A 24,583-nucleotide genomic window follows, 5' to 3' on the forward strand; every position below is an offset into this window, starting at 1 on the left:
AAATCCCCCCGCCTGGCCCCAGTTGGCCGTGATCGTTCGCTTTTTCCTGAGTCCCGGCGAGGCCGCCGGCTTTTTTGAGCATGACTGACCCGCAAAAACCCCCATCGAATCCCGAGACGCTGCAAGGCGAAGCCAGCCCCGAGGAGCAGGAGGCCGCCCAAGCCGCCAACGAGGCCGATGCGCTGACGGCCGCCACTGCCGAGATCGCACAGCTGCAGGCCAAGAACGCCGAGCTGGCCGACCAGTTCCTGCGGGCCCAGGCCGACGTGCAGAACGCGCGCCGCCGCGCCGACGAGGAGATCACCAAGGGCCGCAAGTTCGCCATCGAGTCCTTCGCCGAGAGCCTGCTGCCGGTGCTCGACAGCCTCGAGGCCGGCCTCGCGCACAAGGACGCCACGCCCGAGCAGATCCGCGAGGGCGCCGAAGCCACGCTGCGCCAGCTCAAGAGTGCGCTCGAGCGCAACAAGGTGATCGAGATCGCGCCATCCGCAGGCAGCAAGTTCGATCCCCACCAGCACCAGGCGATCTCCGTCGTGCCGGCCGAGGGCCAGGAGCCCAACACCATCGTCGGCGTGCTGCAGAAGGGCTACACCATTGCCGACCGCGTGCTGCGCCCCGCACTGGTGACTGTCTCGTCGGCCAGCTGATCCACAAGAAAAGCACAGGAAATCCCCGCTTCTTCCCTTGAATCGAGCCGGGTTATCCACACGTTCACAACAACATCTTTATCGCGTTCCAGGAGAAACAACATGGGCAAAATCATCGGCATCGACCTCGGCACCACGAATTCGTGCGTGTCGATCATGGAAGGCAACACGACGCGCGTGATCGAGAACTCGGAAGGCGCCCGCACCACGCCCTCGATCGTCGCGTACCAGGAAGACGGCGAAGTCCTCGTCGGCGCGTCGGCCAAGCGCCAGGCAGTGACCAACCCCAAGAACACCATCTACGCGGTCAAGCGCCTGATCGGGCGCAAGTTCGAGGAAAAGGAAGTCCAGAAGGACATCGACCTGATGCCCTACAGCATCGTCAAGGCGGACAACGGCGACGCCTGGGTCGAGGTGCGTGGCAAGAAGCTGGCGCCGCCCCAAGTCAGCGCCGAGATCCTGCGCAAGATGAAGAAGACCGCCGAGGACTACCTCGGCGAGCCCGTGACCGACGCCGTGATCACCGTGCCGGCCTACTTCAACGACAGCCAGCGCCAGGCCACCAAGGATGCCGGCCGCATCGCCGGGCTGGACGTCAAGCGCATCATCAACGAGCCCACCGCGGCCGCGCTGGCCTTCGGCCTGGACAAGCAGGACCGCGCCGACCGCAAGATCGCCGTGTATGACCTGGGCGGCGGCACCTTCGACATCTCGATCATCGAGATTGCGGACGTCGACGGCGAGAAGCAGTTCGAGGTGCTGTCGACCAACGGCGACACCTTCCTCGGCGGCGAGGACTTCGACCAGCGCGTGATCGACTACATCATCGGCGAGTTCAAGAAGGACCAGGGCGTGGACCTGAGCAAGGACGTGCTCGCCCTGCAGCGCCTGAAGGAAGCGGCCGAGAAGGCCAAGATCGAGCTGTCGAACAGCGCGCAGACCGACGTCAACCTGCCCTACATCACGGCCGACGCATCGGGCCCGAAGCACCTGAACATCAAGCTCACCCGCGCCAAGCTGGAGAGCCTGGTCGACGAGCTGATCGAGCGCACCATCGCGCCCTGCCGCACCGCCATCAAGGACGCCGGCGTGTCGGTCAACGACATCCATGACGTGATCCTGGTCGGCGGCATGACCCGCATGCCCAAGGTGCAGGAAAAGGTGAAGGAGTTCTTCGGCCGCGAGCCGCGCAAGGACGTGAACCCCGACGAGGCGGTGGCCGTGGGCGCCGCGATCCAGGGCCAGGTGCTCTCGGGCGACCGCAAGGACGTGCTGCTGCTCGACGTGACCCCGCTGTCTCTCGGCATCGAGACGATGGGCGGCGTGATGACGAAGATGATCACGAAGAACACCACGATCCCGACCAAGTTCGCGCAGACCTTCTCGACCGCCGAAGACAACCAGCCGGCAGTGACCATCAAGGTGTTTCAGGGCGAGCGCGAGGTGGCCGCGGGCAACAAGCTGCTGGGCGAGTTCAACCTGGAGGGCATTCCGCCGGCCGCGCGCGGCACGCCGCAGATCGAGGTGAGCTTCGACATCGACGCCAACGGCATCCTGCACGTCGGCGCCAAGGACAAGGGCACCGGCAAGGAGAACAAGATCACCATCAAGGCGAACTCGGGCCTGTCGGAGGACGAGATCCAGAAGATGGTGAAGGACGCCGAGCTCAACGCGGCCGAGGACAAGAAGAAGGTCGAGCTGGCCCAGGCCCGCAACCAGGGCGAGGCCATGGCTCACAGTGTGAAGAAGTCGCTGGCCGAGCATGGCGCGAGCCTGGAAGCCGGCGAGAAGGACAAGATCGAGACCGCGATCAAGGAGCTGGAAGAAGTCCTCAAGGGCGAGGACAAGGCGGCGATCGAGGACAAGACCAACACGCTGATGACTGCCAGCCAGAAGCTCGGCGAGAAGATGTACGCGGACGCCCAGTCGGCAGCCGGCGCGGCCGGTGCGGCAGCAGGCGGCGCGGGCGGCGGTGCTGGCCCGGAAGCTGCAAGCAGCGCCGCGGCCGACGACAACGTGGTCGATGCCGAGGTCAAGGAAGTCAAGAAGGGTTGATCTGAAGACGCCCCCCATGCAAGGCTGGATCTCCTGACGAGGCGGTCCGGCCTTTTCCGTTCTCGACACCGCTACCGAACATGGCCACCAAACGCGACTACTACGAAACCCTCGGCGTTCCCAAGAACGCGAGCGAGGAGGAAATCAAGAAGGCTTATCGCAAGCTGGCGATGAAGCACCACCCTGACCGCAACCATGGCGACAGCAAGGATGCCGAGACGAAGTTCAAGGAGGTCAAGGAAGCCTACGAGATGCTGTCGGATCCGCAGAAGCGCGCCGCCTACGACCAGTACGGCCATGCAGGAGTCGATCCCAACATGCGCGGCGGCCCCGGTCCCGAGGGCTTCGGCGGCTTTGCGGAAGCGTTCGGCGACATCTTCGGCGACGTCTTCGGTGCCCGGGCCGGCCGCGCCGGCGGCCGCCAGGTATTCCGCGGCAGCGACCTGAGCTACGCGATGGAGATCACGCTCGAAGAGGCCGCAGACGGCAAGGACGCACAGATCCGCATCCCCAGCTGGGACGACTGCAGCACCTGCAAGGGCACGGGCGCCAAGCCCGGCACCAAGCCGATCACCTGCACCACCTGCCACGGCAACGGCGTCGTCCAGATGCGGCAGGGCTTCTTCAGCGTGCAGCAGACCTGCCCGACCTGCCATGGCACCGGCAAGATCATTCCCGAGCCCTGCGCCACCTGCCACGGCCAGGGCAAGATCAAGCACCACAAGACGCTGGAGGTGAAAATCCCCGCCGGTATCGACGATGGCATGCGCATCCGCAGCACCGGCAACGGCGAGCCCGGCACCAACGGCGGGCCGCCCGGCGACCTCTACATCGAGATCCGGCTCAAGAAGCACGAGCTGTTCGAGCGCGACGGCGACGACCTGCACTGCGTGGTGCCGGTCAGCATCACGACCGCAGCGCTCGGCGGCGAGATCAGCGTGCCCACGCTCAAGGGTCCGGCGGCCATCGACATCCCGGAGGGCACCCAGAGCGGCAAGCAGTTCCGCCTGCGCGGCAAGGGGATCAAGGGCGTGCGCTCGAGTTACCCCGGCGACCTGTACTGCCACATCCGCGTCGAGACGCCGGTCAAGCTCAGCGAGCTCCAGCGCAAGCTGATGAAGGAGCTTGACGATTCGCTCAAGAAGGGCGGCAACAAGCACAGCCCCACAGACAAGGGCTGGTTCGACAAGGCCAAGGAATTCTTCAGCTAGGCAGGCTCAGGGCCGATCCTGTCGATTGGGCCTGATTGGTACAGGCGCGCGCCGCGCCCCCTTTTTCAGTAGCCGAGCAGGTTGCGCCGCACGTGCGAAAGGTGCTCCAGGCAGAGCTGCACGGCGCGGGCGCCGTCCCGGTCCTTCAGTGCCGCCACGAGTTGGCGGTGCTCGCGCTGGTAGTCGAGCCGGCGCTCGGGCGTGGCGCTGCGGCGCTTGAGCATGCCCCACTCGCTCTGCGCCCGCACCTCGTTCATGCGCCGGAACACGGCCGAGATGAAGGCGTTGTGCGCGGCATCGGCGATGGCCTCGTGCAGGCGGCCGTCCCACAGTTCGAACTCTTCCAGCGTCGCGGCCGCCTCGCCCCTGTCGCAGCAGTTCTCCATGCGGGAGAAGTCCGCCGCGGTGGCGTTCCCGACCACCATGGCGATGACCGCCGGCTCGAGCACCAGGCGCGCGCTCATCAGCTCCGCGGGGCTGGTGGCGAGCGGCGCCTCGCCCTGGCCGAGGTCGGCCAGCGCCCGGGCGACCTCGTCGCTCACATAGGTTCCGCTGCCCACGGTCTGGGTGATCAGGCCGCGCTCCTTCAGCTCCGCCAGCACCCGCCGCACGGTCGTGCGGCTGAGGCCGAACTGGCCGCTCAACGCGCGCTCGGTGGGCAGGCGCTGGCCGGCCCGCCAGGTGCGTGACTTGAGGTTGTCGAGAATGGCTTCCCGCAGGGTCAGGGCGCTGTACACGGTTGCGAAAGGTTCGAGCTCGGAAGCTTGGAAAAGGCGGGCGGCTATCGTACCAACCGCGGTTCTGCGCCTGCATCGTTGTGCGTTTGGTATTCGATTGGTAGCATTTGGTCTCCCATAGGAGATCATTTTGCGCATTGCCACCTACCAATATCAAGCCCGTCGGCAGGTCGGCCTGGTTGCCGATGACGGACAGACCGTCCGCCCGCTCGCGCTGGATGCCGGTCGCGCGCGCCACGGCGTCCTGCCCCTCATCGAAGACCAGGCCGCCGGCACGGCCTGGCCGGCGTCAACCGGCGAGACCCTGGCGCTCGCCGACGTGAGGCTCGAAGCCCCCTTGCCGCTGCCGCGCCGCAACCTGTTCTGCGTGGGCCGCAACTACCACGCGCACGCCAAGGAACTGTCGGCCTCGGTGTTCAGGAACAACGCGGCGAACCCGCAGGAATGGCCGATCGTGTTCACCAAGGTGCCCGAATGCGTGATCGGCCCGGCCGACGAGGTCCGGCTGCCGGGCGACGCGGTCTCGGCGCAGATCGACTACGAGGCCGAGTTGGCCGTGGTCATCGGTAAAACTGGCTGCAACATCGCGCGCGCGGAAGCGATGTCGCACATCTTCGGCTACACGATCGTCAACGACGTCACCGCGCGCGATGTGCAGATGCGGCACCAGCAATGGGACCTCGGCAAGTCCTTCGACACCTTCTGCCCGATGGGGCCGTGGATCGTGACTGCCGACGCGCTGGACGGCACGCAGACCCGGGTGCGCTGCTGGGTCAACGGCGAGCTGCGCCAGGACGCGCGCACCACCGATTTCATCTTCGACATCCCGACCCTGATCGAGACCTGCTCCCGCGGCATCACGCTGTACCCCGGCGACGTGATCGCGACCGGCACGCCGGCCGGCGTCGGCATGGGCTTCACGCCGCCGCGCTACCTGAGGTCGGGCGATACGGTCCGCATCGAGATCGACGGGCTCGGCACTTTGCAGAACAGCTTCGCCTGAGGCCTCGAGATCCCTCCGGGGGCACTCCGAACGCAAATGCATACATATACAGATAGAACGGAGACAAGAACCATGCACCGATCCCCCCGCGACCTGCTGCGCGCCGCGCTGCTCGCTGCCGCTTGCTGCATTGCGGCAAGCGCGCCGGCCCAATCCAGCTGGCCCTCCAAACCGATCACCATGATCGTGCCCTTCCCGCCCGGCGGCGTGGCCGACACCGTCGCCCGGCCGGTGGCAGAGGGCTTGTCGCGCGAGCTGGGGCAGCCGGTCGTGGTCGAGAACCGGGCCGGCGCAGGCGGCGCGGTGGGCATCGGCTTCGTGGCCCGCGCGCCGGCCGACGGCTACACGGTGCTGCTGAGCCTGTCCTCGATCTCCATCCTGCCGGAGGCCGACCTCCTCCTGGAGCGCAAGCCGGCCTACCAGACAAGTCAGTTCACGCCGATTGCCCGCTTCACGGCGGATCCGACCGTGCTGGCGGTGCGCGCCGACGCGCCGTGGCAGACGCTGTCCGAGTTCGTGGCCGATGCGCGCCGCAAGCCCGGCACTTACAACTACGGCAGCTCCGGCAACTACGGCACCATGCACGTGCCGATGGAAATGCTGAAGAGCGCAGCCGGCTTCCGCATGACCCACATCCCCTACACCGGCGCGGGACCCGCCGTGGTCGCGCTGCTTGCGGGCCAGGTGGACGCTGTCGCCAGCGGGCCGGCGACGGTGGTGCAGCAGATCAAGGCCGGCAAGCTGCGCGCGCTCGCACACTGGGGCGACCGGCCGCTGGCAGCGCTGCCGGGCGTCCCCAGCCTCGAGGAGGCCGGATTCAAGGTGAAGTTCGCGCAGTGGTCGGGCCTGTTCGTGCCCGCCGGGACGCCGGACGAGGTAGTCAGGAAGCTGCGCGCGGCCTCGGCCAAGGCGGCGGCGGACCCAGCGGTGATCCAGGTCATCGAGAAGGCGGGCAGCCCCATGGCCTACCTCGATGCGCCAGAGTTCCAGGCCTACTGGCACACCGACGCCCGCGCGATGACCGAAGCGGTCCGGAAGATCGGAAAGGTCGAGTAACAAAAAAAGGCGGCCTCGGGGGCCGCTTTTTTACATCTCGCCGGCCACTGTCGCGTTCACGTCATGACCAGAATAGTCTTTGCTCAAACCCTGCTGACGCGCGAGCGCGAATCGAAGATGATGTCCTACATCGGCATATGCGGTGCAGACGATGAAGGTGCTACTTCTCCTGTCATACGCTTACTCCGATTTGCAGCACGTTGTGCCGATTGCTCCCGCTTCTGCGTTGGAACTTTTAGACGGACGGTTCGTTCTTATTTGAAAACCAATTTGCTCGACGCGTTGTTTGTTCTATGCTTTGAGCCAAGTTACTGCTCGAGGAGTTTTTCGTAAGCGTGCTCAACTCACCTGGCACCATTCCTGCGAACGATGCGACGTGTGCAGCACGGAAACTCCGGGCAGCGCCCCGCTGACTCGATGGAGGTGTTTATGGATGTCATCAGTAACTTCGCCGCCCGCTACGAGCGGACTCGCGAAGAGGTCCTGTCCCTGCAGGAGTACCTCGAGATCTGCAAACGGGAGCCCACGGCCTACGCGACTGCGGCGGAGCGAATGCTCAAGGCCATCGGGGAACCGGAGCTTGTCGACACGCGCAACGACCCGCGCCTGTCGCGCATCTTCGCCAACAAGGTCATCAAGATCTACCCGGCCTTTCGCGAGTTCTACGGCATGGAGGACGCCATCGAACAGGTGGTCTCCTACTTCCGGCATGCGGCGCAGGGGCTCGAAGAGAGGAAGCAGATCCTCTACCTGCTCGGCCCGGTCGGCGGCGGCAAGAGCTCGATTGCCGAGCGGCTGAAGCAGCTGATGGAGCAGGTGCCCTTCTATGCCATCAAGGGATCGCCGGTCAACGAATCGCCGCTCGGCCTCTTCAATGCGGCGGAGGACGGCGAGATCCTCGAGAAGGAATACGGCATCCCGCTGCGCTACCTCAACCGCATCCTCTCGCCCTGGGCGGTGAAGCGGCTCGAGGAATACGGCGGCGACATCCGGCAGTTCCAGGTCGTCAAGCGCTACCCCTCGGTGCTGCGCCAGATCGCAGTTGCCAAGACCGAGCCCGGCGACGAGAACAACCAGGACATCTCCTCGCTGGTCGGCAAGATCGACATCCGCAAGCTCGAGACCTACGCGCAGGACGATCCCGATGCCTACGCCTACTCCGGCGGCCTGTGCCTGGCCAACCAGGGGCTGCTGGAATTCGTCGAGATGTTCAAGGCGCCCATCAAGGTGCTGCACCCGCTGCTGACGGCCACGCAGGAAGGCAACTTCAAGGGCACCGAAGGCTTCGGCGCCATCCCCTTCGACGGCATCGTGCTCGCGCACAGCAACGAGAGCGAGTGGAAGGCCTTCCGGAACAACAAGAACAACGAGGCCTTCCTCGACCGGATCTACATCGTCAAGGTGCCCTACTGCCTGCGCGTCTCGGAAGAGATCAAGATCTACGAGAAGCTGGTGCGCAACTCCTCCCTTTCGCTGGCGCCCTGCGCGCCCGGCACGCTGCGCATGATGGCCCAGTTCTCGGTGCTCACGCGGCTGAAGGAGCCGGAGAACTCCAGCATCTTCAGCAAGATGCAGGTCTACGACGGCGAGAACCTCAAGGACACCGACCCCAAGGCCAAGTCGATCCAGGAGTACCGCGACTACGCGGGCGTCGACGAGGGCATGAGCGGCGTGTCCACCCGCTTCGCCTTCAAGATCATCTCCAAGGTCTTCAACTTCGACAGCGGCGAGGTTGCCGCCAATCCGGTGCACCTGATGTACGTGCTCGAGCAGCAGATCGAACGTGAGCAGTTCGCGCCCGAGACCGAACAAAAGTACCTGTCCTACATCAAGGAGCTGATGGCGCCGCGCTATGCGGAGTTCATCGGCAAGGAGATCCAGACCGCCTACCTCGAAAGCTACTCCGAGTACGGCCAGAACATCTTCGACCGCTACGTCACCTATGCCGACTACTGGATCCAGGACCAGGAGTACCGCGACCAGGACACCGGCGAGGTGTTCGACCGCGGCTCCCTGAACGCCGAGCTCGAGAAGATCGAGAAGCCCGCGGGCATCAGCAACCCCAAGGACTTCCGCAACGAGATCGTGAACTTCGTGCTGCGCGCGCGCGCCGGCAACGCGGGCAAGAACCCGCTGTGGACCAGCTACGAGAAGCTGCGCACGGTGATCGAGAAGAAGATGTTCTCCAACACCGAGGAGCTGCTGCCCGTCATCAGCTTCAACGCCAAGAGCAGCGCCGACGAGATGAAGAAGCACGAGGATTTCGTCAACCGCATGGTGCAGAAGGGCTACACCGCCAAGCAGGTCCGCCTGTTGTGCGAGTGGTATCTGCGCGTACGCAAGAGCTCATGATGAGCTGACAAGGGAGTTTGGCCGTGGCCATGCTGCAGCAGATCATCGACCGTCGTCTGTCGGGGAAGAACAAGTCCATCGGCAACCGCGAGCGTTTCCTGCGGCGCTATCGCGAGCAGATCGGGGAGGCCGTGCGGCGTGCCGTCAGCGGCCGCAACATCCGGGACCTCGAACAGGGCGAGGACATCACGCTGCCCAAGCGCGACGTGTCCGAGCCGGTCTTCGGCCACGGGCCCGGCGGCGACCGCGAGTACGTGCATCCGGGCAACCGCGAGTACGTCAAGGGCGATCGCATCGAGCGGCCCCAGGGCGGGGGCGGGGGCAAGGGAAGCGGCTCCCAGGCCGGTGACGGCGAAGGCGGCGAGGACGACTTCGTCTTCCGCCTCACCAAGGAAGAGTTCATGCGGGTCTTCTTCGAGGACCTCGCCCTCCCCCACCTGGTCCGCACCCAGCTGGCCGAAGTGCCGGAATGGAAGAGCCACCGCGCCGGCTTCACGCAGGACGGCATGCCCACCAACCTGCACGTGGTGCGCTCCATGCGCGGCGCGCTGGCGCGGCGCATCGCGCTGGGCGGCGACTCGCGGCGCGAGATCCGCGAGCTCGAGGCCCACCTGCTGCACCTGAAGCGCAGCCCGCGCGCCGCCGATGCGCTGGTGCAGCGCGAGATCCGCGACACCGAGGCCAAGATCGAGGAGCTGCGAGCCAAGGCCAAGCACGTCCCTTTTCTCGACCCGATCGACCTTCGCTACCGCAACCGGGTGAAGGTGCCGATCCCCTCGGCCAAGGCGGTGATGTTCTGCCTGATGGACGTCTCGGGCTCGATGGACGAGGCGCGCAAGGACATGTCCAAGCGCTTCTTCATGCTGCTGTACCTGTTCCTGACGCGCCACTACGAGAAGATCGAGCTGGTGTTCATCCGGCATCACACCCAGGCCAGCGAAGTCAGCGAGGAAGAGTTCTTCCACGCCACCGAGACCGGCGGCACGGTGGTCTCCAGCGCGCTCACACTGATGTACGACATCATCCGCGCGCGCTTCCCCAGCAGCGAGTGGAACATCTACGGCGCCCAGGCCAGCGACGGCGACAACTGGCACCAGGACAGCGGCCGCTGCCGCGAGCTCCTGGCCGACCACCTGCTGCCGCTGGTGCGCTACTACGCCTACGTGCAGGTGGCCGACGCCGAGCAGAACATGTGGGAGGAGTACACGCAGCTGGTCGACTCCCACAAGAACTTCGCGATGCGCAAGGTCGCCGACGCGGCGGACATCTACCCCGTGTTCCGCGATCTGTTCAAAAAGGAGAGGGGGACGGTGTGAACGCCAGGAAACGAGAACCTCTGCCCAGCCCTTCGGACTGGACCTTCGAGCTGATCGAGCGCTACCACAGCGAGATCGCCCGCGTGGCGCGCGGCTACAACCTGGACACCTACGCCAACCAGCTCGAGATCATCACGGCCGAGCAGATGATGGACGCCTACGCCTCGGTGGGCATGCCGGTCATCTATCGCCACTGGTCCTACGGCAAGCAGTTCATCTCCACCGAGAAGAACTACCGGCGCGGACACATGGGCCTGGCCTACGAGATCGTCATCAACTCCGACCCCTGCATCGCCTACCTGATGGAAGAGAACACCATGGCCATGCAGGCCCTGGTGATCGCCCATGCCGCCTACGGGCACAACAGCTTCTTCAAGGGCAACTACCTGTTCAAGATGTGGACGGACGCATCGTCCATCATCGACTACCTGGTCTACGCGCGGAACTACATCAGCGAGTGCGAGGAACGGCACGGCCTGTCGGCCGTCGAGGACCTGCTCGACTCCTGCCACGCGCTGATGAACCACGGCGTGGACCGCTACCGCCGCCCGCAACGCCTGTCGCTGAGCCAGGAACAGGCGCGCCGCGAGGACCGCGAGCACCATCTGCAGCAACAGGTCAACGACCTCTGGCGCACCCTGCCCAAGCGCGCCGGCCGCACCGCCGAGGAAGAGGAAGCCGCCAAGCGCTTCCCCTCCGAGCCGCAGGAGAACCTTCTCTACTTCATCGAGAAGAATGCACCATTGTTGGAGCCCTGGCAGCGCGAAGTGGTGCGTATCGTGCGCAAGATCGGGCAGTACTTCTATCCGCAGCGCCAGACCCAGGTCATGAACGAGGGCTGGGCCACCTTCTGGCACTACACCCTGCTCAACACCCTGTACGACGAGGGCCTGCTGGCCGACGGCTTCATGATGGAATGGCTGCAGTCGCACACCAACGTGGTGTTCCAGCCACCGGTCGGCCACCGCGCCTACAGCGGCATCAACCCGTATGCGCTGGGCTTCGCGATGTACACCGACCTGCGGCGCATCTGCGAGGACCCCACCGAGGAGGACCGCCGCTGGTTCCCCGACCTGGCCGGCTCGCCCTGGCAGCAGACGCTCGACTACGCGATGCGCAACTTCAAGGACGAGAGCTTCGTCGGCCAGTTCCTCTCCCCGAAGCTGATGCGCGACTTCCGCTTCTTCGCGATCAGCGACAAGCAGAGCGAGCCCGAGCTCGAGGTCTCGGCCATCCACGACGACAGCGGCTACAGGCAGCTGCGGGAGTCGCTGTCGCGCCAGTACGACCTCAACCACCGCGAGCCCAACATCCAGGTCTGGAGCGTCAACCTGCGCGGCGACCGCTCGCTGACCCTGCGCCACACCCAGCACAACGACCGCCCGCTGCACGACGATGCAAGCGAAGTGCTCAAGCACGTGGCTCGGCTCTGGGGCTTCGACGTGCATCTCGAGAGCGTCGACAGCCACGGCCGGGTGAGCCATCGCAAGGTGGCCGGCCCGCAAGCGGCCTAGGGCCGTCAAGGCTAGCGCGGCACCTTCAGCTTGCCGCGCGCCGCCAGCGCGAGTTCGCGCGCTTGGCAGTCCTCGACGTGATCGTTGACCAGGCCCATGGCCTGCATGAATGCATACACCGTGGTCGGGCCGACGAAGGTCCAGCCCCTTTTCTTCAGGTCCTTGGACATCGCCACCGACTCCGGCGAGGTCGTCATCGCCTTCAGCGCCTCGGGGGTGATGCGCCGCGGGCGCGAGGCCGGGTCAGGCTCGAAGCCCCACGCGTAGGCTGCCAGCGAGCCGAACTGCTCGCGCAGTTCGAGCACCCGTTGCGCGTTGTTGATGGCCGACTCGATCTTGCCGCGGTGCCGCACGATGCCCGCGTCGCCGAGCAGGCGCTCCACGTCTTTCGGCTTGAAGCGCGCGACGCGCTCGGCATCGAACTCGGCGAAGGCGCGCCGGAAGGCCTCGCGCTTGTTGAGGATGGTGAGCCAGCTGAGCCCCGCCTGAAAGCCTTCGAGGCACAGTTTCTCGAACAGGCGCCGGTCGTCGGTGACGGGAAATCCCCATTCGTTGTCGTGGTAGTGCTGGTAGGCCGTGGTGGACTGGCACCAGCGGCAGCGCAGTGCACCGTCCTCTCCCGTGAACAGCCCCGGCCGGTCCAGGCTCACTGGAGTGGCTTCTCTCATGCACTCACCCGCACCAGCGCCTCGATCGCCAGCGCATAACCCTTGACGCCGAAGCCGACGATGATGCCGCGCGCCGCCGGCGAGATGTACGAGTGGTGGCGGAACTCCTCGCGCGCATGCACGTTCGAGATGTGCAGCTCCACCAGCGGCACGCTCGCGCCCTTGATCGCGTCGTGCAGCGCGATCGAGGTGTGGGTGTAGGCGCCCGGGTTCATCACCACCCCCAGCATGCGGCCGGCGGCCACCTCGCGCCCGGCTTCGTGGATCCAGTCGATCAGCTGTCCTTCGTGATTGGACTGCCGGCACTCGATGCCCACGCCCAGCTTCGTGCCCGCCTCGGCGCACAGGCGCTCGACATCGGCCAGTGTCTCGTGGCCGTACTGCGCGGGCTCGCGGGTGCCGAGCAGGTTGAGATTGGGACCGTTGAGGATGAGGATCTTTTTCATGGCCCGTTTGTAGCAGGTGCGGCAGCCTTCGGAGCAGCCGCCGGCTCGACGGGCAAGGTGGGCGTGGCCAGCTCGCGCTCGATCCATGCGCCGAAGCGCAGCAGCGCGGGCTCCGAGCGCGGCGGCCCCATGACCTGGATACCCACCGGCAGGCCCGCCGCGCTCCGGCCCACCGGCAGCGCCAGCACCGGGCAGGCAACCAGGGACCAGACATAGTCGATCAGGATCCAGTCCACGTAGTTCGACAGCGGCACGCCGGCGATCTCCGCCGGCCAGCGCACCTCGACCGGAAACGGCAGGGCCTGCGTGGCGGGGCAGACGAAGAAGGGCGTGCCCTGCAGGAAAGCGGCCACCTCGCGCTGCAGCTCGGCACGGTGGCGCTGCGCCGCACGCAGTCGCTGCGGCGCCTGGCACAGGCCGCGCTCGATGTCGCCCAGCACCTCGGGCGTGAAGTCGTCGCGATGCGTCTCGAGCAGCGGCTCCCAGGTCCGGGCGTAAGCGTCGCCGCGCAGCGCGAGCACGGTCTCGCGCGCGCCTTCGATCGCAGGCTCGGCAGCCACCACCCGCAAGCCCGCAGCCGCCAGCCGCAGCATGGCGCGCTCGCAGACTGCGGCGATTTCGGCGTCGACCGGCAGCCCGCCGGGCGCCGTGCTGAACGCCACCCGATCCACCGGCCGCAGCGGCTTGCGCCCTGCCTCTCGGAAGGGTCCATCCGGCGAGGGCGCGCTGAGCGGGTCGCGCGCGTCGAAGCCCACCATGGCATCGAACATCAGCCCCAGGTCTTCGACCGAGCGCGCGATCGGGCCGTCGACCATCACGGTGTCGAAGGGCTCGCACAGTTCCTTGCGCACCACCCGCCCCGGCGTGGGCCGCAAGCCCGCGACACCGCAGAAGGCCGGCGGAATGCGCAGGCTGCCGCCCACGTCGTTGCCGTGGGCCAGCCAGGCCTGGCCGGTCGCCACCGCCACCGCCGAGCCGCCGGACGAGCCGCCGCAGGTCAGGGCCAGGTCGTGGGGGTTGCGCGTGGCGCCGAACACGCGATTGGTGGTGTTGGCACCCCCGAGCTCCGACAGGTTGGCCTTGGCCACGGGGATCGCGCCCCGCCTCTCGAGCAGTGCGATGGTGCGGTCGGATCGCGCCGCCACCCGGCCGCGAAAGATCGGCGTGCCGCCCGAGGTGCCGACCCCGCCGACGTCGTTGTTGTCCTTGACCACGATCGGGATGCCGCCCAGCAGCGTGGGCGCGGCACGGCCCTGCTCGAGCGACAGCGCCTGCGCGCGGGCGCGATCGAAGCAGCGCACCGGCAAGGCATTGAGCAGCCCGTCGATCGCCTCGATGCGCGCAATCGAGGCCTCGACCAGCGCCGAGGGCTGCAGCTCGCCCGCACGCAGCAGGTCGGCCACCCGGCTGGCCGACAGCCGGGTCAGCTCATCATTCACGACGTCGCTCCGGCCACGACCCGCCGGGGAGGCGCGCAGCAGGAATCGCGCACCACCAGCATGGGCGCCATGATCTCCGTGCGCGGGGGCAGCGCCGCCGCGCTGCGGTCGATGCGCGACAGCAGCATGCGCACCGCCGACTCGCCCATTGCAGCAACCGGCTGCGCCACCGTGGTCATGCGCGGGCGGAAGGCATTGGCCCAGGCGAAGTCGTCGATGCTGACCACCGACACGTCCTCCGGACAGCGCAGTCCCAGGTCGGCGATCGCACGCATCAGGCCGATGGCGATCAGGTTGTTGGCCGCGAAAACGGCGGTCGGGCGCTCAGGCGTGCGCAGCATCTCGCAAGCCGCGTCGTAGGCGCGCTCCTCGCGGTAGCCGGTGTCGCGCACCCAGCGCTCGTCATAGGCCAGGCCGCCTTCGAGCAGCGCCTCGCGGTAGCCGGCGAGGCGCTCGGCCGCAGTGCTGACGGCGGCCGGCCCGGAGAGCATGGCGATGCGCCGATGGCCGAAGCTGACGATGTGACGCACGGCTTCGAGGCCGGCGCGCCGGTTGTCCAGCATCACCGCGTCGCGCCCGAACTCGGCCGAGCCGCGGTCCACCAGCACCACCGGCACCTGCAGCTGGCCGAGCGCCGCCGCGCGCTCGTGCGAGGCATGGCCGGTCGCCGCCAGGATGATGCCGTCCACCCGCTGCGCGCGCAGCAGCTGCAGATGCTGCTGCTCGCGCGCCGGGTCCTCGTCGCTGTTGCACAGCAGCACCGCATAGCCGCCGCCGTGGGCCGCGCGCTCCACCGCATGCACCAGCGAGGTGAAGAAGGGGTTGGTGATGTCGGCCACGATCAGCCCGATGAGTCCGCTGCCGCGCCCGCGCATGCTGCGCGCCGCCGCATGCGGCGTGTAGCCCAGCGCCGCCACCGCCTTCAGCACGCGTGCCCGGGTGGCAGCCGCAACCGGGCGCGACTCGTTCAGCACGTTGGAAACCGTGGCCACGGAAACCCCGGCGAGCCGCGCGACGTCATGAATATTGGCGTTGGCAGGCGGTGCGTTGTCGTTCATTGAAAAAGAAGAGCCCGAAGTGCTGCAGGATTGAAACGATTCAATGATGAGTCATGGCTCGGCCACCGTGCCAAGGCAGAGCACCCCTTTCCTTCAGTACTTTCCCTCGGTGAGGTTTTCACCAATATGGCGCCGCGTGCTCTCCACGTAGATTAATAAAACGTTTTACATCCAAGACTAAGGAACCGCCCGATGGCCTATGTGCTGCGCCGCCTGCTCGCCGTCGTGCCGGTGCTGGGCTTCGTCGCCGTCTTCGTCTTCGCGCTGCTGCAGCTCACGCCGGGCGACCCGGCCGCCGTGCTCGCAGGCGACTACGCCTCGCCCGAGCAGATCGCGGCCATCCGGACCCAGCTCGGCCTCGACCGGCCGGTGCTGGAGCAGTTCTTCGGCTGGCTGCTGCGCGTGCTCTCGGGCGACCTCGGCGTCTCGATCTTCTCCGGCCAGGCAGTGTCGCGGCTGATTGCGCAGCGCGTCGAGCCGACCCTGCTGCTGGCCCTGCTGACGATCGTGATCGCGGTGGCCAGCGCCATTCCGCTGGGCGCGCTGGCCGCCTACCGCGCCGGAAGCTGGCTCGACCGCGTGGTGATGGGCCTCGCGGTCACCGGCTATTCGACGCCGGTCTTCGTCGTTGGCTACCTGCTGGTCTACCTGTTCGCGATGCAGCTGCGCTGGTTTCCCACGCAGGGCTACGCACCGCTGGCCGAAGGCCTGCTGCCCTGCCTGCGCAGCCTCTGCCTGCCGGCGCTCGCGCTGGCCTTTCTCTACATGGGCCTGATCGCGCGGGTCACGCGCGCCGGCGTGCTGGAGGTGCTGTCCGAGGACTACATCCGAACGGCCCGGGCCAAGGGCCTCAGGCGCCCGCAGGTGCTGCTGCGCCATGCGCTGAAAAACGCCGCGGTTCCCATCCTCACGGTGGTGGGCATCGGGATCGCGGCGCTGCTGGGCGGTGTGGTCGTGACCGAGACCGTGTTCAACATTCCCGGGCTGGGCCGGCTCGCGGCCGACGCCATCTCGCGGCGCGACTACCCCATCGTGCAGGGCCTGATCCTGCTGTTCGCGGCCACCTATGCCGCCATCAACCTGCTGGTCGACCTGGGCTATGTCCTGTTCGACCCGCGCATCCGCTACTGACGCGATGGCCGCCGTGCTCGACGTTCCCGCCACCGCCGCGCTACCCGCGCCCGGCCGCCTGCGTGCCTGGGCCGGCCTGGCGCGGCGCCATCCGCTGCTCGCCTTCGGCGCGCTTGCTCTCCTGCTGCTCGCCGCCCTCGCCCTGCTCGCGCCGCTCCTGTTGCCGGACCCGCGCAGCCTCAACCCGGTCCAGCGCCTGCGGCCGCCGGGCTGGGAGCACTGGTTCGGCACCGACCATCTCGGCCGCTCGGTGGCGGTGCGCACCGCCTACGGCACCCGCGTCTCGCTCGCGATCGGCGCCGCGGTGGCGCTCGCGACCACCGTGCTGGGGCTGGCGGTGGGCGTCGCCGCGGGCTTCCTGCGCCGCTGGGACGGGCCGATCATGCGGTGCATGGACGGCGTGATGGCGATCCCCGGCGTCCTGCTGGCGATTGCGCTCATGTCGCTGTTCGGCGCGGACATCCGCACCGTGATCGTGGCGATCACCATCCCCGAGATCCCGCGGATGGCGCGGCTGGTGCGCAGCCTGACGCTGGGCATCCGCGCGCAGCCCTACATCCAGGCCGCCATCACCAACGGCGCGCGCCTGCCGCGCCTGATGACGCGCCACGTGATCCCCAACCTGATGTCGCCGGTGCTGGTGCAGGCCACCTACGTCTTCGCGTCGGCCATGATCCTGGAGGCGGTGCTCTCCTTCCTCGGCGCCGGCACGCCGCCCGACATCCCGAGCTGGGGCAACATGCTCGCCGAGGGCCGCAACTACCTCGGCCGCGCGCCGTGGATCCTTGCCTTTCCCGGCGCTGCGCTGGCTGCGCTGGTGCTGCTGGCGAACGTGACCGGCGACGCCTGCCGCGACATCCTCGACCCGCGCCTTGCACGCGCGCTGGCGCGATGAGCGGCACTGCGCTGCTCCAGGTCGAGGGCTTGCGCATTGCGGTGCGCACGGCCGAGCGCTTCCACCCGATCGTGCGCGACCTGAGCTTCGAGGTGCGCGAGGGCGAGACGCTCGCCATCGTCGGCGAGAGCGGCTGCGGCAAGAGCATCAGCGCGCTCGCGATCATGGGCCTGCTGCCGCCGGGCGGCGCACGCATCGAAGGCGGGCGCATCCTGTTCGAGGGACGCGACCTGCGCCTCGCCGGCGAGGATGCGCTCTGTGCCTTGCGCGGCAACCGCATGGCCATGGTGTTCCAGGAGCCGATGACCTCGCTCAACCCCGTGCTCGACATTGGCCGCCAGGTCGCCGAGGCGCTGGTGCTGCACCGGGGCCTGAGCTGGCGCGCGGCACGGCGCGAGGCCATCGCCGCGCTGGAGCGCGTGCGCATTCCCGAGGCTCCGCGCCGCGCCGGCATGTACCCGCACCAGCTCTCCGGCGGCATGCGCCAGCGCGTGATGATCGCGATGGCGCTGGCCTGCCGTCCGCGCCTGCTGATCGCCGACGAGCCCACCACCGCGCTCGACGTCAGCATCCAGGCCCAGATCCTCGCCCTGCTGGCCGAACTGCAGCGCGAGCAGGGCACGGCCATCGTGCTGATCACGCACGACCTCGGCGTGGTGTGCGAGATGGCCGACCGCGCCATGGTGCTGTACGGCGGCCGCACGGCCGAGCAGGGCAGCGTGGCGCAGCTCTTCGACGCGCCGGTGCATCCGTACACACGGGGCCTGATGGGCGCCATGCCGCGCCGAGCCCTGCGCACCGGCGCCTCGCGCCTGCAGGAGATTCCGGGCACCGTGCCCTCGCCCGCCGCCCTGCCCCCGGGCTGCGCTTTCGCCGGCCGCTGCCCGCGCGCACTGCCGCACTGCGCCCACGAGCAGCCGCCGATCGCGTGGCGCGTGCCGGGCCATGGCTTCGCCTGCTTCAATCCCGAGCCCATCGCTGCGACCGGGCTCTCGCCGACATCGGAGCCAGTCCATGTGGCCTGAGGCCCCACTGCTCGAGGTGCGCAACCTCGCGAAGCGCTTTCCGATGTCGGGCGGCTGGGGCTTCGCGCGCCGCGAGGTGCGTGCGGTCGATGGCATCTCCTTCGAGATCCGCCACGGGCGCACGCTGGCCCTGGTCGGCGAGAGCGGCTGCGGCAAGTCGACCGTGGCCAACCTGGTCATGCAGCTGATGGCGCCCAGCGCCGGCGAGGTGCGGGTGGCCGGCGAGCCGGTCGATGCAACGAGCGGTGCCGCGCTGCGCCGCGTCTGGCGCCAGATGCAGATGATGTTCCAGGACCCTGCGGCCTCGCTCAACCCGCGCATGCGCGCACTCGACATCGTGGCCGAGCCGCTGCGCAACTACGGCCTCGGCGACCACGCCGCGCGCGACCGGCAGGCCCGCGAACTGCTGGAACGCGTGGGCCTTGCCGCGGCCATGCACAAGCGCTACCCGCACGAGTTCTCCGGCGGCCAGAAGCAGCGCCTGGGCATCGCCCGCGCCCTCGCCCTCGCGCCGGCCCTGATCGTGGCGGACGAGCCGGTTTCGGCCCTCGATGTCTCGGTGCAGGCGCAGGTGCTCAACCTGCTGCGCGACCTGCAGCGCGAGCGCGGCCTGGCCTACCTGTTCGTCAGCCATGACCTCGGCGTGGTCGAGTACATCGCGGACGACGTGGCGGTGATGTACCTGGGCGTGATCGTGGAGCGCGCGCCGCGGCAGGCCTTCTTCGCACGGCCGCTGCACCCGTACGCGGAGGCGCTGCTCGCCTCGGTGCCGGCCATCGATCCGCACCACCGGCGACGCCACGTGCTGCTGGAGGGCGATGTGCCCAGCGCCGCAGCGCTGCCGAGCGGTTGCCGCTTTCGCACGCGCTGCCCGCTGGCCCATGCACGCTGCGCCGCCGAAGAGCCCGCGCTGCGCGAAGTCGCGCCCGCCCGATTCGTGGCCTGCCACGCCGTGGCGGGCCAGCCAGACCACCCAGCCCCGGGGCTTGCGGGGACACAACCATGAAGGAGACCGCCCATGCCTAGCCTCATTCGTCCGCGCGTGCTCGCCGCCGCGCTGCTGCTCGCCGCTGCCGCCGGTGCCCATGCGCAGGGCACCACCCTGCGCGTGCGGCCCTTCGGCGACCTCAAGGGCATCGACCCGATCGTCAACTCCGACTACATGGCGCGCAACCACGGCTACATGGTCTACGACACCCTCTTCGCGCTCGACGACAAGCTGCAGGTCAAGCCGCAGATGCTGGAGAGCTACGCCGCCACGCCCGACGGCCTGAGCTGGACCTTCGTGCTGCGCGAGGGTCTCAAGTTCAGCGACGGCGCCGCCGTCACTTCGGCCGACGTGGTCGCCTCGCTGCAGCGCTGGGGCCAGCGCGACGGCCTCGGGCAACAGCTGGCGGCCCGCACCGCGGAGCTGGTCGCAGTCGACCCAAAGACCGTGCGCCTGAAGCTGCGCGAGCCCTGGGGCCTGGTGCTGGACGCGCTGGGCAAGCCCAGCTCCAACGTGCCCTTCATCATGCCGGAGCGCATCGCGAAGACCCCGGCCACCACGCCCATCACCGACCCCACCGGCTCCGGCCCCTTCATCATGAAGAAGGACGAATGGGTGCCCGGCTCGAAGATCGTGTACGTGAAGAACCCTGGCTACGTGCCGCGCAAGGAAGAGCCCAGCGGCCTTGCCGGCGCCAAGCGCGCCAACGTGGATCGCGTGGAATGGCTCTACATGCCAGACCCGCAGAGCGCCGTCAACGCGGTGCAGGCGGGCGAGCTCGACATCTTCGAGGAGGTGCCGGCCGACATGCTCAAGGGCCTGGGCGATGCGAAGAACGTCAGGCTCGCGCCGCAGGATTCGCTGGGCGTGCAGGCCGTGTTCCGCATGAACACCACGCAGCCGCCTTTCGACAACGTCAAGGTGCGCCAGGCGGTGCTCGCGATGATCGACCAGGAGACCTTCCTGCGCGCCGCGGTCGACGACCCGAAGCTCTACAAGGTCTGCGGCTCCTTCTACATGTGCGGCTCGCCCTACTACACCGCCGCCGGCTGGCCCAGGCCCGACATGGCGCGTGCGAAGCAACTGCTCAAGGACAGCGGCTACAAGGGCGAGCCGGTGGTGGTGCTGCACGGCAACGAGGGTCTGACCAACGTGCTGAGCCTGGTGGCCGAGCAGGTGATGCGCGACGCCGGCTTCAAGGTCGATGCGCAGGCGATGGACTGGGGCACGCTGACCGCGCGCCGCGCCAGCCGCAACCCGCCGGCGCAGGGCGGCTGGTCGCTCTTCATCTCGGCCCCCACCGGCGCCGACATGATGGACCCGCTGGGCCATCTCGCACTGCGCTCCAACTGCGACAAGGCCTGGTTCGGCTGGCCCTGCGACGAGCAGATCGAGAAGCTGCGCGACCAGTTCGCGGTGGCGCCCGACCTCGCCAGGCGCAAGGAGATCGCGGCCGCCGTGCAGGCGCGTGCGCTGGAGACCGTGCCCTACGTGCCGCTGGGCCAGATGTCGCTGGTGCGCGCCTATTCGGCCAAGCTCAGCGGCGTGCTGAACGCGGCCGTGCCGGTGTACTGGAACATCCGCAAGGCCCCCTGAGCCGCGCCCGCACGCCCATGCTGAAGACCATCGATCCGCTGCTCGGCCCGGACCTGCTGCACGCACTCGCCGCCATGGGCCACGGCGACGAGATCGCCATCGTCGACGCCAACTTCCCGGCCGCTGCCTGCGCACGCCGGCTGCTCCGGGTGGAAGGCGCGAGCTCGCCGCAGCTGCTGGTTGCCGTGCTCGGCCTCCTGCCGCTGGACGATTTCGTCGAGGCCCCGATGGCGACGATGGAAGTGGTGGGTGCAGTGGCAGAGGTGCCGGCGATCGTGCGCGAGTTCCACGGCCTGGCCGAGCGCGCGGAGGGCCGCGCCCTGCCATTGGCGACCTTGCAGCGGGACGCCTTCTATGCCCGGGCGCGCGGGGCCTTTGCCATCGTCCAGACCGGGGAGATGCGCCTCTATGGCAATGTGCTGCTGCGCAAGGGCGTGGTCCGCCCGAAGGAGCCGCACGCGTGAATCCGACTTGGCTGCCGCCGCTGCAACGCCTCGCCGCGCCGCCGCGGCTGGGGCTCGGCGGCGCGCCGTTGGGCAATCTCTACGCGCCGCTCGATGACGACGAAGCCGAGCGCACCATCGAGGAAGCCTGGCGCCTCGGCCTGCGCTACTTCGACACCGCGCCGCTCTACGGCCACGGCCTGAGCGAAGTGCGCCTGGGCCGCGCGCTGCGGCGCAAGCCGCGCGGGGACTTCGTGCTCTCCACGAAGGTCGGCCGCCTGCTCGATGCCGATCCCGCGCCGCCGACGGAGCGCGACGGCTACGTGCGCGGCCTGCCGCTGGCCCCGCGCTTCGACTACAGCCATGACGGCGCGCTGCGCTCCATCGAGCAGAGCCTCGAGCGCCTGGCCCTGTCGCGCATCGACATCGCCTTCATCCACGACATCGACCGCCACACCCACGGCCCCGAACAGCCCGCGCGCTTTCGCGAGGCGATGGAAGGCGCCTACCGCGCGCTCGAGCGCCTGCGCAGCGAAGGCGTGCTCGGCGCCATCGGCATCGGCGTCAACGAATGGGAGGTCTGCAGCGACGCGCTCGCCGCCGGCGGCTTCGACTGCCTGATGCTGGCCGGCCGCTACACGCTGCTGGACGACTCGGCCCGGCGCGAGCTGGTGCCGCTGTGCAGGTCGCGCGGCGTGAAGCTGATCCTGGCCGGCGTCTTCAACTCCGGCATCCTCGCCAGCGGCGCCACGCCGGGTGCGCATTTCCACTACCGGCCGGCCCCCGAGGCAGTGCGGGCGCGCGTCGCTCGCCTCGCTTCGACCTGCGCCGCCTTCGGCGTCGCGCTGCCGGCTGCTGCGCTGCAGTTCGCGCTGGCCTGCCCCGCTGCGGCCGCGGTGGTAGTGGGTGCGCGCAGCGCCGAAGAGATCGCACAGGCCGTCGCACACGCGCAAGCGACCATTCCGCCCGCGCTGTGGGATGCACTGGCGCGCGAGGGCTGAGAAGGTGGGCACGCTGCGCATCGATGCACACCAGCACTACTGGTCGCTCGCGCATCGCGACTACGGCTGGCTCGAGGACACGCCGGCGCTGCACCCGATCTACCGCGACTTCGCTCCCGAAGACCTGGCCCCGCTGCTGGATGGCGCCGGTATCGATGGCACCGTGCTCGTGCAGGCCGCCCCGAGCGAGGCCGAGACCTGGCGCCTGCTGGCCCTGGCCGCGCAGCCCGGCAGCCGTGTGCGCGCTGTCGTCGGCTGGACCGACCTGGCCGCGCCCGACGCGCCCGCTCGCATCAGGCGGCTCGCGCAAGAACCCTTGCTGAAGGGCCTGCGGCCCATGCTGCAGGACATCGCGGAGCCGGACTGGATCCTGCGGCCTGCACTGCGACCCGCCATCCAGGCGATGACCGATGCCGGGCTGCGGCTCGATCTCCTGATCAAGCCCCGCCAGCTCGAGGCCGCCCTGGCCTTCGCGCGCGCGCATCGGACGCTGCCGATGGTGATCGATCACGCGGCCAAGCCCGACATCGCAGGCGGCGCCTTCGAGCCCTGGGCGACATGGATCGCGCGCTTCGCCGCGGAGACAACGGTCCACTGCAAGCTCTCGGGACTGGCCACCGAGGCCGGGCCCGGCTGGGACGTCCGGCGCCTGCGGCCCTGGGTCGAGCACCTGCTGCGGCATTTCGGCCCGGCGCGCCTGATGTGGGGCAGCGACTGGCCGGTGCTGAACCTGGCGGGCAGCTACCCGCACTGGCATGCCGTGTCCGACGCGCTGCTCGACGGCCTGCCGCTCGAGGCGCAAGCGGCCATCCGCGGTGCGAACGCGGCGGCGTTCTATGGCATAAAGTGATGCGCGGCCTTCTCCCCGCGCCTCTTCACTTCCTGCCCTCCCATGAAAACAAAAGCTGCCGTTGCCTGGAAATCCGCCGACCCCCTGTCCATCGAGACCGTGGACCTCGAAGGTCCGAAGTTCGGCGAGGTCCTGGTCGAGATCAAGGCGACGGGCATCTGCCACACCGACTACTACACCCTCTCCGGCGCCGACCCGGAAGGCATCTTCCCGGCCATCCTCGGCCACGAAGGCGCGGGCATCGTGGTCGACGTCGGGCCCGGCGTCACCTCGCTCAAGAAGGGCGACCACGTCATTCCGCTCTACACGCCCGAGTGCCGGCAGTGCAAGTTCTGCCTCTCGCGCAAGACCAACCTCTGCCAGCTGATCCGCGGCACCCAAGGCAAGGGCCTCATGCCCGATGCCACCAGCCGCTTCAGCCTGGACGGCAAGCCCATCTTCCACTACATGGGCACCTCCACGTTCAGCAACTACACGGTGGCGCCCGAGATCTCGATGGCCAAGATCCGCGAGGACGCACCCTTCGACAAGGTCTGCTACATCGGCTGCGGCGTCACCACCGGCATCGGCGCGGTGATCTTCACCGCCAAGGTGGAAGCCGGCGCCAACGTGGTGGTGTTCGGCCTCGGCGGCATCGGGCTCAACGTGATCCAGGGCGCCAAGATGGTGGGCGCCGACAAGATCATCGGCGTCGATCTGAACCCTGCGCGCGAGGCGATGGCACGCAAGTTCGGCATGACGCACTTCCTCAACCCGAAGGAGCACGCCAACATCGTCGACGCCATCGTGCAGCTGACCGACGGCGGCGCCGACTACAGCTTCGAGTGCATCGGCAACACGCAGGTGATGCGCCAGGCGCTGGAGTGCACGCACAAGGGCTGGGGCCGCAGCATCATCATCGGCGTGGCCGAGGCGGGCGCCGAGATCAGCACCCGTCCCTTCCAGCTCGTGACCGGCCGCAAGTGGGAAGGCTCGGCCTTCGGCGGCGCGCGCGGGCGCACCGACGTGCCGAAGATCGTCGACTGGTACATGGAAAACAAGATCAACATCGACGACCTGATCACGCACACCATGCCGCTCGAGGACATCAACAAGGGCTTCGACCTGATGAAGCGCGGCGAATCGATCCGCGGCGTGGTCCTCTACTGACGG

The 24,583-nt window shown here is 68.2% G+C and carries 22 protein-coding genes; 17 read left to right on the forward strand and 5 right to left on the reverse strand.

From position 1 onward, the window contains the following. The first annotated feature begins 80 nt into the window (after nucleotides 1-80). From grpE to dnaJ, 3 genes are all read left to right on the forward strand, one after another. Entirely contained in the window at nucleotides 81-647 is a 567-nt protein-coding gene (gene grpE, locus ACMGEZ_RS27155) for a nucleotide exchange factor GrpE (RefSeq protein WP_436825384.1), read from the forward strand. 102 nt (nucleotides 648-749) lie between these two features. After that, on the forward strand, nucleotides 750-2,702 hold the full coding sequence (gene dnaK / locus ACMGEZ_RS27160) for a molecular chaperone DnaK (RefSeq protein ID WP_436825385.1): 1,953 nt from the start codon (nucleotides 750-752) through the stop codon (nucleotides 2,700-2,702). Nucleotides 2,703-2,782: 80 nt separating this feature from the next. Further along, nucleotides 2,783-3,913 (forward strand): molecular chaperone DnaJ, encoded by a 1,131-nt coding sequence (gene dnaJ, locus ACMGEZ_RS27165; RefSeq protein WP_436825386.1) that lies wholly within the window; start codon nucleotides 2,783-2,785, stop codon nucleotides 3,911-3,913. A gap of 65 nt (nucleotides 3,914-3,978) precedes the next feature. On the opposite strand, the gene ACMGEZ_RS27170 is transcribed toward dnaJ, so the two are convergent. Beyond that, entirely contained in the window at nucleotides 3,979-4,650 is a 672-nt protein-coding gene (locus ACMGEZ_RS27170) for a FadR/GntR family transcriptional regulator (RefSeq protein WP_436825387.1), read from the reverse strand. Between the two features lie 130 nt (nucleotides 4,651-4,780). Between ACMGEZ_RS27170 and ACMGEZ_RS27175 the strand changes: the two genes are divergently transcribed. From ACMGEZ_RS27175 to ACMGEZ_RS27195, 5 genes are all read left to right on the forward strand, one after another. Further along, entirely contained in the window at nucleotides 4,781-5,653 is an 873-nt protein-coding gene (locus ACMGEZ_RS27175; RefSeq protein ID WP_436825388.1) for a fumarylacetoacetate hydrolase family protein, read from the forward strand. Between the two features lie 72 nt (nucleotides 5,654-5,725). Beyond that, a complete protein-coding gene (locus ACMGEZ_RS27180; RefSeq protein ID WP_436825389.1) occupies nucleotides 5,726-6,709 on the forward strand; it encodes a tripartite tricarboxylate transporter substrate binding protein in 984 nt (327 codons plus the stop codon). A gap of 429 nt (nucleotides 6,710-7,138) precedes the next feature. Next, a complete protein-coding gene (locus tag ACMGEZ_RS27185) occupies nucleotides 7,139-9,061 on the forward strand; it encodes a PrkA family serine protein kinase (RefSeq protein WP_436825390.1) in 1,923 nt (640 codons plus the stop codon). 29 nt (nucleotides 9,062-9,090) lie between these two features. Beyond that, entirely contained in the window at nucleotides 9,091-10,377 is a 1,287-nt protein-coding gene (locus ACMGEZ_RS27190; protein ID WP_436825429.1) for a YeaH/YhbH family protein, read from the forward strand. Continuing rightward, nucleotides 10,374-11,891: a SpoVR family protein gene (locus ACMGEZ_RS27195; RefSeq protein ID WP_436825391.1), complete on the forward strand. Its 1,518-nt coding sequence runs from the start codon at nucleotides 10,374-10,376 to the stop codon at nucleotides 11,889-11,891. Before ACMGEZ_RS27190 ends, ACMGEZ_RS27195 begins: the two co-directional genes overlap by 4 nt. Nucleotides 11,892-11,902: 11 nt before the next feature. On the opposite strand, the gene ACMGEZ_RS27200 is transcribed toward ACMGEZ_RS27195, so the two are convergent. The 4 genes from ACMGEZ_RS27200 to ACMGEZ_RS27215 are packed head-to-tail and all read right to left on the reverse strand — an operon-like array spanning nucleotide 11,903 to nucleotide 15,502. Then, nucleotides 11,903-12,559: a DNA-3-methyladenine glycosylase I gene (locus ACMGEZ_RS27200; RefSeq protein WP_436825392.1), complete on the reverse strand. Its 657-nt coding sequence runs from the start codon at nucleotides 12,557-12,559 to the stop codon at nucleotides 11,903-11,905. Beyond that, nucleotides 12,556-13,005, reverse strand: coding sequence for a type II 3-dehydroquinate dehydratase (gene aroQ, locus ACMGEZ_RS27205; protein ID WP_436825393.1), 450 nt, complete (start codon nucleotides 13,003-13,005; stop codon nucleotides 12,556-12,558). The genes ACMGEZ_RS27200 and aroQ overlap by 4 nt, the downstream gene beginning before the upstream one ends. Continuing rightward, nucleotides 13,002-14,444 carry an amidase gene (locus tag ACMGEZ_RS27210; protein ID WP_436825394.1) on the reverse strand — a complete coding sequence of 481 codons (1,443 nt, stop codon included), beginning with the start codon at nucleotides 14,442-14,444 and terminating at the stop codon, nucleotides 13,002-13,004. Before ACMGEZ_RS27210 ends, aroQ begins: the two co-directional genes overlap by 4 nt. Continuing rightward, nucleotides 14,441-15,502, reverse strand: coding sequence for a LacI family DNA-binding transcriptional regulator (locus tag ACMGEZ_RS27215; RefSeq protein ID WP_436825395.1), 1,062 nt, complete (start codon nucleotides 15,500-15,502; stop codon nucleotides 14,441-14,443). Before ACMGEZ_RS27215 ends, ACMGEZ_RS27210 begins: the two co-directional genes overlap by 4 nt. A gap of 192 nt (nucleotides 15,503-15,694) precedes the next feature. Here ACMGEZ_RS27215 and ACMGEZ_RS27220 point away from each other — a divergent pair, with 192 nt between their 5' ends. The 9 genes from ACMGEZ_RS27220 to ACMGEZ_RS27260 are packed head-to-tail and all read left to right on the forward strand — an operon-like array spanning nucleotide 15,695 to nucleotide 24,580. Next, nucleotides 15,695-16,633 (forward strand): ABC transporter permease, encoded by a 939-nt coding sequence (locus ACMGEZ_RS27220; protein ID WP_436825396.1) that lies wholly within the window; start codon nucleotides 15,695-15,697, stop codon nucleotides 16,631-16,633. A gap of 4 nt (nucleotides 16,634-16,637) precedes the next feature. Continuing rightward, on the forward strand, nucleotides 16,638-17,528 hold the full coding sequence (locus tag ACMGEZ_RS27225; RefSeq protein WP_436825397.1) for an ABC transporter permease: 891 nt from the start codon (nucleotides 16,638-16,640) through the stop codon (nucleotides 17,526-17,528). Next, a complete protein-coding gene (locus tag ACMGEZ_RS27230; protein ID WP_436825398.1) occupies nucleotides 17,525-18,553 on the forward strand; it encodes an ABC transporter ATP-binding protein in 1,029 nt (342 codons plus the stop codon). Before ACMGEZ_RS27225 ends, ACMGEZ_RS27230 begins: the two co-directional genes overlap by 4 nt. After that, nucleotides 18,543-19,559, forward strand: a complete 1,017-nt coding sequence (locus tag ACMGEZ_RS27235) for an ABC transporter ATP-binding protein (RefSeq protein WP_436825399.1) — start codon at nucleotides 18,543-18,545, stop codon at nucleotides 19,557-19,559. The genes ACMGEZ_RS27230 and ACMGEZ_RS27235 overlap by 11 nt, the downstream gene beginning before the upstream one ends. A gap of 12 nt (nucleotides 19,560-19,571) precedes the next feature. Continuing rightward, nucleotides 19,572-21,137: an ABC transporter substrate-binding protein gene (locus ACMGEZ_RS27240; RefSeq protein WP_436825400.1), complete on the forward strand. Its 1,566-nt coding sequence runs from the start codon at nucleotides 19,572-19,574 to the stop codon at nucleotides 21,135-21,137. 17 nt (nucleotides 21,138-21,154) lie between these two features. After that, complete coding sequence (locus ACMGEZ_RS27245) at nucleotides 21,155-21,601, forward strand: RbsD/FucU family protein (RefSeq protein WP_436825401.1); 447 nt, start codon at nucleotides 21,155-21,157, stop codon at nucleotides 21,599-21,601. After that, entirely contained in the window at nucleotides 21,598-22,581 is a 984-nt protein-coding gene (locus tag ACMGEZ_RS27250; RefSeq protein ID WP_436825402.1) for an aldo/keto reductase, read from the forward strand. Before ACMGEZ_RS27245 ends, ACMGEZ_RS27250 begins: the two co-directional genes overlap by 4 nt. Further along, nucleotides 22,559-23,431, forward strand: a complete 873-nt coding sequence (locus tag ACMGEZ_RS27255; RefSeq protein WP_436825403.1) for an amidohydrolase family protein — start codon at nucleotides 22,559-22,561, stop codon at nucleotides 23,429-23,431. Before ACMGEZ_RS27250 ends, ACMGEZ_RS27255 begins: the two co-directional genes overlap by 23 nt. A gap of 42 nt (nucleotides 23,432-23,473) precedes the next feature. Then, entirely contained in the window at nucleotides 23,474-24,580 is a 1,107-nt protein-coding gene (locus ACMGEZ_RS27260) for an S-(hydroxymethyl)glutathione dehydrogenase/class III alcohol dehydrogenase (RefSeq protein WP_436825404.1), read from the forward strand. The last annotated feature ends 3 nt before the right edge of the window (nucleotides 24,581-24,583 follow it).

Source organism: Variovorax stachyos (assembly GCF_051400855.1).
In the GTDB taxonomy this organism is placed as follows: Bacteria; Pseudomonadota; Gammaproteobacteria; order Burkholderiales; family Burkholderiaceae_C; genus Variovorax.

Bases quoted from the DNA above. Each gene is read 5' to 3' on its own strand.
- ACMGEZ_RS27260 (WP_436825404.1), top strand. From the start codon at position 23,474: ATGAAAACAAAAGCTGCCGTTGCCTGGAAATCCGCCGACCCCCTGTCC.
- ACMGEZ_RS27225 (WP_436825397.1), top strand. From the start codon at position 16,638: ATGGCCGCCGTGCTCGACGTTCCCGCCACCGCCGCGCTACCCGCGCCC.
- ACMGEZ_RS27235 (WP_436825399.1), top strand. From the start codon at position 18,543: ATGTGGCCTGAGGCCCCACTGCTCGAGGTGCGCAACCTCGCGAAGCGC.
- ACMGEZ_RS27180 (WP_436825389.1), top strand. From the start codon at position 5,726: ATGCACCGATCCCCCCGCGACCTGCTGCGCGCCGCGCTGCTCGCTGCC.
- ACMGEZ_RS27230 (WP_436825398.1), top strand. From the start codon at position 17,525: ATGAGCGGCACTGCGCTGCTCCAGGTCGAGGGCTTGCGCATTGCGGTG.
- ACMGEZ_RS27240 (WP_436825400.1), top strand. From the start codon at position 19,572: ATGCCTAGCCTCATTCGTCCGCGCGTGCTCGCCGCCGCGCTGCTGCTC.
- ACMGEZ_RS27190 (WP_436825429.1), top strand. From the start codon at position 9,091: ATGCTGCAGCAGATCATCGACCGTCGTCTGTCGGGGAAGAACAAGTCC.
- aroQ (WP_436825393.1), bottom strand. From the start codon at position 13,005: ATGAAAAAGATCCTCATCCTCAACGGTCCCAATCTCAACCTGCTCGGC.
- ACMGEZ_RS27215 (WP_436825395.1), bottom strand. From the start codon at position 15,502: ATGAACGACAACGCACCGCCTGCCAACGCCAATATTCATGACGTCGCG.
- ACMGEZ_RS27245 (WP_436825401.1), top strand. From the start codon at position 21,155: ATGCTGAAGACCATCGATCCGCTGCTCGGCCCGGACCTGCTGCACGCA.
- ACMGEZ_RS27255 (WP_436825403.1), top strand. From the start codon at position 22,559: ATGCACTGGCGCGCGAGGGCTGAGAAGGTGGGCACGCTGCGCATCGAT.
- ACMGEZ_RS27220 (WP_436825396.1), top strand. From the start codon at position 15,695: ATGGCCTATGTGCTGCGCCGCCTGCTCGCCGTCGTGCCGGTGCTGGGC.
- dnaJ (WP_436825386.1), top strand. From the start codon at position 2,783: ATGGCCACCAAACGCGACTACTACGAAACCCTCGGCGTTCCCAAGAAC.
- grpE (WP_436825384.1), top strand. From the start codon at position 81: ATGACTGACCCGCAAAAACCCCCATCGAATCCCGAGACGCTGCAAGGC.
- dnaK (WP_436825385.1), top strand. From the start codon at position 750: ATGGGCAAAATCATCGGCATCGACCTCGGCACCACGAATTCGTGCGTG.
- ACMGEZ_RS27185 (WP_436825390.1), top strand. From the start codon at position 7,139: ATGGATGTCATCAGTAACTTCGCCGCCCGCTACGAGCGGACTCGCGAA.
- ACMGEZ_RS27200 (WP_436825392.1), bottom strand. From the start codon at position 12,559: ATGAGAGAAGCCACTCCAGTGAGCCTGGACCGGCCGGGGCTGTTCACG.